General features: G+C 48.3%; 11 protein-coding genes. 1 reads left to right on the plus strand and 10 read right to left on the minus strand.

What is annotated here, in order from left to right; all coding sequences use genetic code 11:
* The first annotated feature begins 256 nt into the window (after window positions 1–256).
* Window positions 257–1168, plus strand: a complete 912-nt coding sequence (locus tag DC20_RS16785; protein WP_062544887.1) for a hypothetical protein — start codon at window positions 257–259, stop codon at window positions 1166–1168.
* Between the two features lie 81 nt (window positions 1169–1249).
* On the opposite strand, the gene DC20_RS16790 is transcribed toward DC20_RS16785, so the two are convergent.
* From DC20_RS16790 to DC20_RS16835, 10 genes are all read right to left on the minus strand, one after another.
* The gene (locus tag DC20_RS16790) at window positions 1250–2803 is read right to left on the minus strand and encodes a bifunctional GNAT family N-acetyltransferase/carbon-nitrogen hydrolase family protein (protein ID WP_062544888.1); all 1554 of its coding nucleotides are present in this window, start codon (window positions 2801–2803) and stop codon (window positions 1250–1252) included.
* A gap of 241 nt (window positions 2804–3044) precedes the next feature.
* Window positions 3045–3701, minus strand: coding sequence for a CoA transferase subunit B (locus tag DC20_RS16795; protein WP_062544889.1), 657 nt, complete (start codon window positions 3699–3701; stop codon window positions 3045–3047).
* 27 nt (window positions 3702–3728) lie between these two features.
* Window positions 3729–4430, minus strand: a complete 702-nt coding sequence (locus tag DC20_RS16800; protein ID WP_062544890.1) for a CoA transferase subunit A — start codon at window positions 4428–4430, stop codon at window positions 3729–3731.
* Window positions 4431–4547: 117 nt separating this feature from the next.
* Complete coding sequence (locus tag DC20_RS16805) at window positions 4548–4952, minus strand: YrzE family protein (RefSeq protein ID WP_062544891.1); 405 nt, start codon at window positions 4950–4952, stop codon at window positions 4548–4550.
* A 96-nt stretch (window positions 4953–5048) separates the two neighbouring features.
* Window positions 5049–5975, minus strand: a complete 927-nt coding sequence (locus DC20_RS16810) for a bifunctional riboflavin kinase/FAD synthetase (RefSeq protein ID WP_062544892.1) — start codon at window positions 5973–5975, stop codon at window positions 5049–5051.
* Window positions 5953–6663, minus strand: a complete 711-nt coding sequence (gene truB, locus DC20_RS16815) for a tRNA pseudouridine(55) synthase TruB (protein ID WP_062544893.1) — start codon at window positions 6661–6663, stop codon at window positions 5953–5955. Before truB ends, DC20_RS16810 begins: the two co-directional genes overlap by 23 nt.
* Entirely contained in the window at window positions 6663–7505 is an 843-nt protein-coding gene (locus DC20_RS16820) for an undecaprenyl-diphosphate phosphatase (protein ID WP_062544894.1), read from the minus strand. The genes truB and DC20_RS16820 overlap by 1 nt, the downstream gene beginning before the upstream one ends.
* The gene (locus DC20_RS16825; protein WP_062544895.1) at window positions 7506–7727 is read right to left on the minus strand and encodes a DUF3098 domain-containing protein; all 222 of its coding nucleotides are present in this window, start codon (window positions 7725–7727) and stop codon (window positions 7506–7508) included.
* A 14-nt stretch (window positions 7728–7741) separates the two neighbouring features.
* Window positions 7742–8641, minus strand: coding sequence for a cell division protein FtsX (locus DC20_RS16830; protein ID WP_062544896.1), 900 nt, complete (start codon window positions 8639–8641; stop codon window positions 7742–7744).
* Window positions 8642–8859: 218 nt separating this feature from the next.
* Window positions 8860–13428 carry a translocation/assembly module TamB domain-containing protein gene (locus DC20_RS16835; protein ID WP_245652359.1) on the minus strand — a complete coding sequence of 1523 codons (4569 nt, stop codon included), beginning with the start codon at window positions 13426–13428 and terminating at the stop codon, window positions 8860–8862.
* Window positions 13429–13442: the final 14 nt, after the last annotated feature.

The following is a 13442-nucleotide window of genomic DNA, read 5'->3' on the forward strand; positions in this document are numbered from 1 at the left end:
TTAATTGATATGGTTTCTGGGCTTTTTTCCAAAAGTAACTGGTAAACTGTCAGAGACTCTAAAAACAAGCACAAAGCTTACATCAATAAAGGCCAGATTACCTTCTGTTCTAATAAATGGTGATTTTTTTCTGCAAATGTAATTTTAAATAAACACAAGCTTCATTGTCTCTTACCCCAGACAAGTGGCAAAGCTTTTCAGAGACATCTTCTAAAGTTTTTCTATTTTTGAGAGCTATAGAACAAGGCAGGGCTCCATGGACAAACCATCTCTAAGAGAGGATAGAATTACTGATGAAATTGATCTAAGGATAGTTTTCCGGAAATTAGGCTCTTTCTTTAAACGTTTCCTGAATCAATTTAGAGAGGCCATTTTCCTGCTGCTACGCAGGTGGCCTTTGGTGTTGTTACTGACGTTGGTGGGAGTAGGAATTGGCTTTCTGGTGTACTCCCTGAAAAAGCCTTATTATCAATCCTCCATTACAGTGGCTCCGTCTGAGATCAGAAATGAATATTTTGAAGACCAGGTAAACCGCCTTTACTCGCTGATCAATGACGCTAACTTTGAAGTAGTGGCTTCTGATCTCAAGATCACCCCTGAAGAAGCCTCAAAAATAAAGTCGGTCAAGTACGTCAGTATTGACCATGTAAGGGTAGCCCCTGATAGTGTCATGGCTGGCTCTCCGTTCAAGGTAGAAGTTCAGTTGTATGACAACCAGTATTTCGGTCCTTTTCAGGAAGCTTTGGTGGGGTATTTCAATAGAAACCCCTTTTTCTCCAGAACTACCCAAGCAAAAAAGGAGCAGCTCAGTGCTAGGATAGCCAAACTAAAACAAGACATTGCCTCCATAGACAGTATGAAACAGCTGGCGGTGAACCTGAGAGGTCCTGCTAACGGTTTTGTGTACGGAGAGCCCTTAGACCCCACTAATTTATATAAACAAAGCGCGGCGTTATTTGAAACTCAGTCCGAATTAGAAGCGGAGTTAAGAAACTTGGAAACGGTACAGGTGGTGGTAGGCTTTGCGCCGCTTCTCCACCAAACGGGTCCCAGATTTAAACTGCACCTATTTCTAGGAGCTGTAGGAGGGTTCCTTTTAGCCTTCTTTGTGGTAATGAGGATAGAAAGCCGAAAAAACAAAAGCAGGAACAGGTTTGCCGAGGTGTAAAGCTTATCTTTTTGTGAGTTACATTTCCCAAAAAAAGAAAAGGCCGGTAACAACCGGCCTTTTCTTTTATGATCATTTTACTTAAATCTCAGTTAAATCATCTTCTTTCTGGTGTAACCAGCTTAGATTGTACAAATCTTTCCGGCGGTCTCTCAGGTTACGCACGCTACCTGTGGTGTTCAGGTCTTTGAGTAAGTCCAGGTCCAGGTCCGCAATCAAGGTCATCTCGGTGTTAGGCGTGGCTTCCGCAATGATGGCATCGTGCGGGAAAGCAACGTCAGAAGGGGAGAACACCGCCGACTGTGAGTATTGGATGTCCATGTTTTCCACTCTCGGCAAGTTCCCCACACTGCCCGTTATGGCCACGTAGCACTCGTTCTCAATGGCACGGGCCTGGGCACAATGACGAACCCGTAGGTAAGCGTTCTTAGTATCGGTCTGGTACGGCACAAAGAGAATCTTCATGTCCTGATCTGACAGCATACGCGCTAGTTCCGGGAACTCTACGTCGTAGCAGATCAATAGGCCTACTTTCCCAAAATCGGTCTCAAAGATGTTCAGTTTGTTACCACCGCGCATCCCCCAGTACTGCGACTCATCTGGGGTCACGTGCAGTTTATACTGTTTGTCATAGGTCCCATCACGGCGGCAGAGGTAGCTTACATTGTGCAGTTTGTTGTCAATGTACTCTGGCATGCTGCCCGCAATGATGTTGATGTTGTAAGAAAGCGCCAGGTGAATCAGTCGCTCTCTGATACCATCTGTGTACTCCGCCAATTTCCGGATTGCAGCAGAGGGTGACTTCTCATCAGAAAGGGCCATCAATGGTGCGTTGAAGAACTCGGGGAACATCACCAAATCCGCTTTGTAGGAACTTACCGTATCCACGAAGAACTCTACCTGCTGCTCAAAGTCTTCCAGAGAAGTCATCTGGCGCATCTGCCACTGGATAACCCCAATGCGGACTACCCGCTTGGTACCACCTACCAGTGTTTCTTTTTCCTCATAGTAGACGTTAATCCACTCCAGCAAAGACGCATAAGCTTTAGACTCCTTGTCCTGGGGCATGTAGCCTCTGATGATCTTCCGGACGTGGAAGCCATTACTCAGCTGGAAGGTGAGGATAGGGTCATAGATTTCCTTGTTCCGGACCTGCTCAATGTACTTGCCCGGCGTCATCTTGTCTGAATGTTCTTTGTAGCCAGGAATCCGGCCACCTAGGATGATGCCGCGCAGGTTCAGGTTCTCACAAAGCTCTTTCCGGGCATCGTACAAACGACGACCCAGGCGCAGGTTGCGGTACTCAGGGTGCACAAACACGTCTACTCCGTAAAGAGTATCCCCATCATCGTCATGGGTGTCAAATTTACCACCGCCCGTTATTTGCTCATACGTATGCTTATCTCCGTACTCCGGGTAATTCACAATGATGCTGAGTGCCGCGGCTACCACCCGGCCTTTGTCCTCAATACAGAGCTGCCCGTCTGGGAAACGCTTTAAAAGAGATGCAAACTCTCTTTGGGTCCAGGAGCCGCCAATGGTAGTGTAGACTAGCTCCATGATTTGTTTTACTTCCTTGTAATCAGAAGTGGTAAGCGGACGAAGTATTAACTTATGTTCGGTGTTTTCACTCATGTTTAATAAAATCAGTTAGTAAACGCCTTCATCAAAATCCTCCTTGTACCTTAAAGGACTGAAGACTTACAGGGGGTTGATGGGTGGCGTTCTTTCAAAGTTACAAAAGCTTTAAAGGGCGACCAAGCTTGAATGAAGGGTAAAGGTGTCTGGCGTTTTGTACTCGTTTTAGGGAAAACAGTTCAAAATCTGCCAAAATAGCCTTCATGGTCTTCCTTTTGCCTTTGAGTAACAAAAGGATCTACACATTAATTTCAGGAATCTCACCTTCCACTAAAAGTTTTCCTTCGGTGGCGGCTTGAATTTGTTCTACTGTCACACCTGGTGCGCGTTCCAGTAACCTGAATCCCTCTCCGGTTACTTCCAGCACAGCTAAATCGGTTACAATTTTTTTGACGCACTGAAGGCCGGTAATAGGGAGGCTACAGTTTTTTAAAAGTTTGGATTGTCCATCTTTGGAGGTGTGCTGCATGGCTACAATGATATTCTTGGCGGAGGCCACCAAATCCATGGCGCCACCCATGCCTTTCACCATCTTACCCGGAATTTTCCAGTTGGCAATATCTCCGCGTTCAGAGACCTCCATGGCCCCTAAAATAGTCAGGTGCACGTGTTCACCTCTAATCATCGCAAAACTCTCCGCGGAGCTGAAGATGGCTGAACCAGGTAACGTAGTCACCGTTTGTTTACCGGCGTTGATTAGGTCTGGATCTACTTCCTCTTCGGTAGGGAAAGGTCCCATGCCTAATAAGCCGTTCTCGCTTTGCAGCACTACGTTCATCCCTTCGGGAATGTAATTGGCCACCAGCGTAGGTATGCCAATCCCGAGGTTCACATAATAGCCTTCCTGTAATTCTTTTGCAATGCGTTTGGCAATGCCGTGTTTATCTAAAGCCATAGGTTAGTTCTTCTTTTGGAGGTGGAATTAAGAGGCAGACCGTATGGTGCGTTGCTCAATGCGTTTCTCATAGTCTTTGCCCTGGAAAATGCGCTGCACGTAGATGCCCGGCGTGTGGATGCTGTTTGGGTCCAGTTCGCCTTCGGGTACCAGTTCCTCAACCTCAGCAATGGTAATTTTACCGGCCGTGGCCATCATTGGGTTGAAATTGCGGGCGGTTCCTTTGTAGATGAGGTTGCCAGCGGTGTCGCCTTTCCAGGCTTTCACCAAGGCAAAATCAGCTTTCAGCCAGGTTTCCATGAGGTACATCTTGCCGTGGAACTCACGACTTTCCTTGCCTTCGCCCACTTCCGTGCCGTAGCCGGCAGGAGTGAAGAACGCCGGAATTCCTGCTCCGCCCGCCCTGATGCGCTCAGCTAAGGTACCTTGCGGAATCAACTCTACTTCCAGTTCACCGGAAAGCAGTTGACGTTCAAATTCGGCGTTCTCGCCCACGTAGCTGGAAATCATCTTTTTCACTTGCCGCTGCTGCAACATCAGACCTATGCCAAAATCATCTACTCCGGCATTGTTAGAAATGCAGGTCAGATCTTTGATGCCCTTACGTAAAATTTCCTTGATGGAATTTTCAGGGATGCCGCACAGCCCAAATCCTCCTAGCATAAGCGTAGCACCATCTGGAATATCATGGCAGGCCATTGCTGCATCTTGTACCACTTTGTTGATCATAGAATGTATAAATGAAAACGTGGATGAAATCTTTATAGAAGTTTGTAAGCTCCGTAGGCTGTGTAGGGAATATGTTTTATCCCTCTTTTACTAAAAACAACCTCAAAACAGAAGTACCTAAGGCATTCGCCTGGCAGACATGTTCCCCCCGAAGAAGGCCATGGGCAAATAAATCAGCAGGGAAACTACCACAAACCAGGTGGGGTGCGGGAAAGACAACAGGTTCGCAATGCCTGCCACCATCAGAGACAAGCCCACTAACAAGGCATGCAGAACTGGTTTTCTGGGTGCATATCGGGCAGCCACCATCCCGCCAAAGAAAGACCCCAACGCGTAGGCAAAGAGTACCAGCAGCAAGGCGGCAGTTGGGGCATTGTTCAGGAAAGTAGCTACTGCATCAGGGTCCTTCGGGTTCAGGGAGGCAGGCATGGGATAGAGCTGGTGGCTCAGGTATTGAACCAAGCTGATGGTAAACACACCAATAGCGGCTCCACCTACAACAGAGAGAATGCTTTTGAACATACAACAGTCTTAGGTTAGATGACAAACCAGAATCCGGGCTTGCTTCCCTCTGTCTCTTTCGTAGAAGCCCGAGGTGAAGTTACGGATTTGCCTGATTTATCCTAACACCTGTAAGGCTGCTACTTTGTCCTGATGGAGTTGTTGGATGAGGGCTTCTAACCCATCAAACATAAGTTCTGGGCGTAGGTATGCAACAAAGAAGAGGGTGATTTCCTGACCATATAGGTCAGATGCGAAGTCAAAGATGTTGACTTCAATGGTTTGGTGAGTACCCTGTACCGTAGGGTTGGTGCCAATGCTTAGCATGCCCTTATAGGAGCCGCTCTGCGTTTGAACGGTGACCGCGTAAATGCCTTGGGCTGGTACTAACTTAAGTTTTTCCTGAGGCTCCACATTAGCGGTAGGGTAGCCGAGGGTACGGCCCAGTTGCTTTCCTTTTACCACCGTACCGGTAAGAGAGTAAGGCCTGCCCAGGTAACGAGCTGCAGTGGCTACATCTCCTTTCTCAAGGGCAGTTCTAATCTTGCTTGAACTAACTCCCACGGCGTCTATGTCCTGGCGCGGAATCTCCTCTACTGTGAAGCCGTAGCGGGCGCCATTCTCCTGCAAGTAATCAAATCCCCCTTCGCGGTTTTTCCCGAAGCGGTGGTCATAGCCAATCACCAGTTTCTTGGTCCGGATGGTGTTGATCAGGATTTGCTGAATGTACTCTTCTGAGGACAGCTGCGCGAATTCTTTTGTGAAGGGGAGCAGCAAAAGGTAATCTACCCCAAATTCTCTCAGCGCTTCAATGCGTTCTTCAATGGTAGAAAGCAGCCTAAGCGAATCATCTTTCGGGTTGAGAACGGTACGGGGGTGCGGCCAGTAGGAAATCACTACACTTTGCCCGTTGTCCTGACGGGCAGCTTCCATGAGCCGTGACAAAATCTTTTGATGGCCTACATGGACGCCATCAAACGTGCCGGAGGTAACCACGGCATGTGTAAGGGAAGGAAATTGATTAAGCTCCCGTATGACGATCATGGTGCGCCAATTGTTTTTCGCGGAGTTCCTGCAGTTGCTCCAGGTTCATGGCATCTTCTAACCGGTAGTCTCCAATGCGGGTGCGCACCAACATGGAAAGATAGGCGCCACAGCCCAGCTTAACGCCATAATCACGCGCCAGACTACGGATGTACGTGCCCTTGGAACATACTACCTTGAAGTGGACTTGGTTGCCCTCAATGGAAGTAAGTTCAAACTGTTTAAAGGTGACGCGTTTTGATTTAATCTCGGCCTCTTCGCCCCGGCGGGCCAAGGCATACGCTCTTTCGCCGTTCACTTTAACAGCTGAGTAAATTGGTGGGGTTTGGTCTATCTCTCCTAAAAAGGAAGCTGCGGCCTCTGTTAGCATTTCCTCAGTGAGGTGATCAGTGGCAGAGGTGCTGTCAATTTCAGTTTCCAGGTCAAAGGAAGGAGTGGTGTGCCCTAAGACAAAGGTGCCGGTGTACTCTTTTTCCTGAGCTTGAATTTCTTCAATGCGCTTGGTGAACTTACCAGTGCACAGAATCAATAAACCAGTGGCCAAAGGGTCTAGCGTGCCGGCATGTCCAATCTTTTTGATGCGGAGGGCAAATTTGGTTTTCTTCACCACATCAAAAGAGGTCCAGGTAAGGGGTTTGTCTATCAGAAGAATGGCCCCGGCCTCAAAGTCATAAGGAGTTTCCTGCATCACACTATTTGTAAATCAACCCCTAAAGAGAGAAGTAAAAGAATAATCAAACCTACCACTATACGGTAGTAGCCAAAAAGCTTGAACCCGTATTTGGTTAAAAAGCCCACAAAGAACTTAATAGCAGCCATGGCGACCAAAAAAGCAACTACGTTCCCCACGGCCAATACTTGCCAGTCCTGAGGCGTGATAGAAGCAAAGCCCGCCTGAATTTTTGGGAGGTTAAACTTTATTACGTCTGAAATCTCCAGGTGCAGTAAATCTGTGAGAACCGTATAGGTAGCTGCGGCAAGCATGGTGGGCACCGCCATGAAAAAAGAGAATTCTGCGGCAGATTTACGGGTCATGTTCTGGGTTAGCCCTCCAATGATAGAAGAAGCAGACCTGGAAACACCCGGAATCATGGCGATACACTGGAACATTCCAATAATAAACGCATTTTTATAACTAGGCGTAGTCACCGGGTTTTCCCGATCCTTGAACCAACGGTCCACAAAAATGAGGAGGATACCTCCCAGCAACAGGCTAATAGCAACAATCTCCACCCGTTCCAACATGGCGTCAACCACATCTTTCAGAACAAAGCCAATGGCCAGTGCCGGTATCACCGCTACCAGCAGTTTCTTGTAGAAGTCAAAGGAATTAATGAACCGCTTCCAGTACAGCACCACTACCGAAAGGATAGCCCCAAACTGGATGGCAACGGTGAACATCTTCGTGAATTCAAACGCACTAATGCCCATCAGACTGGACGCAATAACCATGTGGCCGGTAGACGATACCGGTAAGAACTCCGTCAACCCCTCCACTATGGCCAGGATGATGGCTTGCCAAATACTCATCTAAACGTTCTTTCTCGGCTTGGCCAGGATGGCGAAGAATTGGATGATAAAACCAATAACCAGTATAATAGGTCCTAAGGTGAGGCCTAAGAAACCATACCCGTACGGTTCAGAATCCATTGCCATGAGAATAAAGCCCACCGCCATTACCAACAAACCAAAAAGCATGATCTGGTAATTGCGTTTACCAAATGAGAAAGGGGAAGGAGTTTTATTTTCCATGAAGGAGTATGTTCTTAATATAAATCGTCAAGTGAAGCCCGCAGGTATTTCTTTACCGCTCTATAGGATGAGAAGAATCCCAGTACGCCGCCCAGAATCAACAGCGAAGCCATCAGAATAATCATCTGGTATTCATCACGCAGCAGGTACAATTCAGCTATCTCATGGTAGGCGTACTGAACCAACCCAAATAACAGAAGGGAAGCCAAAGCCCCACTTACCAGCCCCTGGAAAGTAGCCCTGTTTAGAAAAGGACGCTGAATAAAAAAAGACGTGGCACCCACTAACTGCATGCTTCTGATAAGAAAACGCTGTGAATAAAGGGCAAGTTTGATAGTGTTGTTGATGAGGATAATGACTACCAGCACCAGGATTCCAGCAAATGCCAGCAATACAATGCTTACTCGTCTAAGGTTATGGTTGATTGAGTCTATCAGGCTTTCCACGTAATCCACCTCATAAATCCCAGTGGTGTTCTGCAGGTCCAGTTTGATGTTTTTCAGTTGGTCTGAAGTAGCAAATTCTGGATTAATGCGCAGGATAAAGGCATCTCGCAGGGGGTTCTCGCCTAAAAAGGTCAGAAAGTCCTCGCCGCTTTCATCTATGAATTCTTTGGCACCTTCTTCTTTTGACATGAAGATCACCTGAGGTTTGTTTTCCTCATAGGCGATGTACTCTTTGCGGGCCAGCGTTTTCCGAAGTTTTTCTATTTCCAGCGGAGAAATCTCGCGGTCAAGGTAGACCTGAACCTCAATGTTCTGTTTCACCAGGTTAGACAGCTTGCTGGCATGGATAAGCAACAGGCCAAACGAGCCAATCACGAACAGCGCCAGGGTAATACTGAAGATTACCATGGTGTGCGGGTAATTGCCTAGCTTTTTCTTGCGAGTATGTTTAAGTGGTTTAGCAGCCATAGGAACGTGTGCCGGCAAAAATAGTAATTATTTAGAAGAAGAACGGACCGCAAATCGTTTTTCACCTGATTTCTAAAAAGAAGCCTACAAACAGAGACAAGCAAAAGCTGGTTTAAGGCAGTAAATTAATGCCGTTATCGGCCCATCTAATACATATGCACATTCTCTTAAAACTTTCGTTTTTGCATTGCTTTAGGAAAAGAGGCCTAGAATGCAGTTTATAAATTCTGAATGGTAGTAGGCGTATCATCCTCTAACTTGATCATGCGCTCACGTTCTTCCGCACGTTGGGCACGTTTGCTTAGTCTCCTGCGCCGGAACAGTTCGCCGAAACGATCAAAGTTGGCCTGGTGCAGTACGCTTACGGTTTGGCGGCTGGCGGTGGCGTTTGCTTCGAAATCCCGCGGCGTAGTCTCATAGGTGGCTCTTAACCGAAGCTGACCACTCTGGCTCAGGTAATACTCCACAGACCAGTCACCCGCGGCGGTAGAGCGGTTGTTGCCTAATCGGTTGTTGTTGACGCTGCCCTCACGGGTTACTCTCAGGCGGCCTTCCAGGAAGGTATAGCTTAACCGTAGCTGAACGTCATCCAGTACCTGGTTACCGTAGCCGCTAACCCCGATGTCTACTTCCAGGTTAGTGTCAATTTGAGAAAGCCAGTAGCTGAGTTGATTGGAGAAAAGCTCACCCACGCTGCTTCCCAAGTCACCTACGCCAAGCCCCACCTGTAGCTCGTCCTGCGCTGATAAACGTTTGAAAGCCAGTAATGAGAATACCTGTCGGTTAAGTTCCTGTTCATCATTTCTAATGCTGTTCAGGTAACGGGTAACTTGGTCCTCTAATAGGCTAGGCGTATCATTGAATTCCAGGTTCAACCGGATTTGTGGAGTGGTAAGCGGGCCATCCAGGTCCATCACCGCGGTAACCGGGTACCGTGACCGGGCCGCTGCTGATTGCTGTTGCTGTTGGCTTAAATCGGCTAGGATAGGAGCCAGAGAAACGCGTTGGGTATAAGTAGCGGTGATCTTTAATAGACCTTCTAAAGGATTGCCATTCCAGGTAACGGTTCCGCCGGGGCGTACATTAAATTCTTTGTTGATGATCCCCAGCATGGTGAAGTTGTAGCGGCCCTGCACAATCTCATAGTTCCCGTACATGGCAAATTCACCGCGGGTATCAATTTCCATCCGGATGTTGCCCCTGCCTTTGCCTCTTATAATATCGCCGGTGCGTTCGTCAAAAATCAACTCTATGTAAGCGTTTTCATTCACGTCAAGGTTGAAGTTCAGCCGGATACCGCTTAGGTCAACGCCCTTCTTCACGATTGGAGTAGGAATAGCGGTGCTGTCCTGCTTAGCCGGGTTGGTGTTCACGAACGTGATAAAGTTCTGCCGTTCCAAAGCAGTGGTGTTGCCCAACGGAATAGCAATGGAGGTGTTGTTTTCACTACGCGCCGTGATGTTTACCTGCAGGTTGGAGGTAGAGCCCAAAGCAGTTACTTCACCCGTGGCAAAAGCGGTTCCGTAGTAAAGTGGGTTATCGGCGCGAGTGGTGTTCAGGACCATGAACTTGTTGAACCGAGCGCGCAGGTCCAATACCATGTTCTGGAACCCGTCATGAAAGATCCCCCCGTTCAGGATGGCCGTGTTGTTATAGATATCCCTGATGCGGACGTTCTGGAAAGAGATATCATTCTCTGTAAAGAAGACGCGGTCTGAGAAGGTATAACGGGTGTTCAGGTAATTGAAGACAAAAGAGCCGTTGGTGACCATCACAGAGCCTTTCAGGACAGGACTTGACAGTCTTCCTGAAATCCTGACTCTGCCGTCCATGGTGCCACCCAGGTCAGACATGATGGTTTTCAGCACAGGTTCCACCAATCTGAGTTGCGCATCATCCAGTACGGCCAATAAGTCCAGCTCCTGCTCTTCGTTTCTGGGGTTGTAGGTGCCTGTGAGCGACAACACTTTTTTAGCATCGCGGCTGATGCCTAAGTCCACGTTCATGCGGCCCTGCTGGTTGTCCCAATTCGTAGTGCCAGCTACATTGCCAATTAACTGGTTTCCAAGCATGAAGGTATCTACAGCCATGCGGGAAGACAGGTGTATTTCATTGTAGAGGTCCCGTATCTGCAGTTCGCCATTCAGCCTGCCGTCAATTTTATCGGGGAGAAGCGGGTTCAAATTTTCCAATCTGAAGTCGGCTATGTTCACGGTGAGCAAATCCTGCGGGTTTCTGGAAAGTACCCCAAAAATGTTTACGCTTTGCGGACCATTAGACAAGGTCACGTTCTCAAACCGCAGGGCACCGTCATCAAATACAATGGTGTTGTTAGGGGAGATGGTCCAGACTTTGTCTAGAACATTGATGTTAGAACGGTTGAAGACTACCTGGATTTGGTTCAGCTCAAAAGATACGTTGCCGCTGATGTTAGCCCGGTTGGTGGTACCCGTCTGGGCAATGTTGCTGGAAAAGCTGATGAGGCGTTCATTCCAGACCGCTTCTACGTACAGCTGCTCCGTGTCACCGGCGTTGCCTAATTTCTGGCGTTCAGACGTGATAATGGCGTTGGCCAACACATCTGGGTTGTTCCAGAGCTTGGAGGAGGAGATTTCAAGGTTGTTCTGGTAAAACTCGTTCTTTCCGTACAAGATGGTGTCTATCTTGCTGATGAGGGAAAGCTGCGCGGTAGGTCCATTCCGGAAAGTGCCTTCCATTCGGGAAAAATCTGAGATGGAAAGGTTCGGCACAAAGGCATGCAGCACGGGGTTGATGTGGCGTAGATTTACCTCCAAATCAACCTCATATGAGGCAGGAGGAGCTACTGATTTGCGCCGGTAGTAATTCTCAATTTTGAGGGGGTTGTTCTCCAGGTTCAACTGGTATTCTTCATACAGCGTCTGCAGGTCTCTAAAGAAGGTGGAGTAGAGGAAATTGCCCCCGGCCTGCAAGGCGAGTACTTCTGAACCCACGTGCAGTTCCCTAATACCATCATGGAAGTGCGACTCAATAGTGAGGGAGTCTATATTTACTTTCTTACCGCTGTAGGTAAGTGTCGTTTTTTTGAAGTTTGCAAGACCATAAATTTGGTCCAGCTTTGTACCCGTGAAATCAACGTCAGCATTGGTAGACAACACAATGCCCTGTTTGGTAAGCCCCAGCGCGCGTAAATCAGCCGTGGCAATGTTGGTTTTGAGGTCAAACACCTGGCGGTTGTTCTGTAGGTTGATTTGCCCGCTGGCCGTCATCTTCAGGTTGGGGTCATTGATGCGGAGGTCTCCGTTGAACGTCTGGCGGCTTAAATCAGCATTCACCACAATGTTCCGGAAGTTATAGTTGTTTACGTTTATGGCGTTCACCGTGGCATCAATGTTCACCTTCGCTGAGGCCAGACTGAACCCGCTGCCCTGTACCCGCCCATCCATAGCCACCCGCTTCAGAACGCTACGGTCGCCCAGCAAACCACCCACATCAAAGCCGGTAGTTTTGATATAACCCCGGTACGCTGATCGGTCAATGTTATTCTTGTCAAACTTCAGGTTAATGTCAGATACCACGTTGCCCAGCGCACTCTGGAAAGCTCCGTTCGCTACAAAGTCATTGTAGAACCCGGTGAACTCACCTTCCAGCCGGACGGTACCTGCCCGGGAAGCCATTTCGTAAGCCTTTTTGGGCAGAAACTTTTTAATGTCACGGGCATTGATGGTGCTGGGGCCTAAATGCAAATCAGCGAAGGTGTTCTTGAAATTAGGTAAGCCATCTGCTGAGACATCGCCGGTGATGTGGGTGTACTGGCCGTACCGCACGTCAATATCCTGTGCCCTGAAGTTGTTGACCTTGCCCTTCACTTTTCCTGAAATCAGTATCTTTTCATTCCAGTCTTTGAGCACCGGGGCAAAAAGGGCAATGTCATCTGAGGTGATGTAGGTGCTGTCAAAGTTGGCAGTCACGTTCATGCTGTCATTAAACTCTTTGAAGTTCCAGAACTCCCGGTAATCAAAGCGCACGTACTTGGCCAGGTGGCTGTTGTTCACGCGCAGGTTCAGGTTGTCCCACTCCCAGAAAGTTGGGGCAAAGGTCATGCGGGTGTCCAGGTCTTTGAGGTAGGTTTTAGAGGTTCTATCTCTGGTGGTGAGGCTGGTCACCACCGTGTGGATGGTGTCTCCTTCAATATCGATTTCTGAAAAACGGCCATTAATCTGCTCCAAGTCCATGTGCTGGTAGTCAAGACCATAGTCTGTGCGTGGACTGTTGTAGTTGTGGTAGGTAAACAGCCCTTCCTTCAGGACAACTTCATCAATTTTGAAGTAAAAGGGTGCTTTGGCCTTGGTGGTGTCTTTGGTAATGAGATTAGACAAAGCCGAAATGAACGTACTCATGTTCAGCGTGTCAGTGCCTTCGTATTTGATGAGGTTGGCCTCTGGACGGGTGAGGGTGAGCGAAGCAATGTGAAGCCGGTTAGGCTGTATCTGCATGATGGGGATTCTGAGCTCCCGGCCAGAAAACAGAGGAATGTGCAGGCGATCAGAGGTGAACAGCTGAAAAAAGCTGATGTCAGCGTTGGCCTCGCCTACGTAGAAGAGCGTGTTTTTCTCGCGGTCGAGCACGCGCACTTCGTTCAGCACCACACTCTTGAAAGGCCTGATGTCTACGCTGGCAATGGTTACCTGGTGATGGATGGTCTCAGAGAGCATGCCGGCGGCTTTTTGGGCCACTTTGGTTTGAACCGACGGAAAACGCAAAGCCAGGGCGAGTCCCCCCACCAATACTACCAACACGATAAGCACGCCCAAGATTATTT

It is taken from the genome of Rufibacter tibetensis (assembly GCF_001310085.1).
GTDB classification, from domain to species: domain Bacteria; phylum Bacteroidota; class Bacteroidia; order Cytophagales; family Hymenobacteraceae; genus Nibribacter; species Nibribacter tibetensis.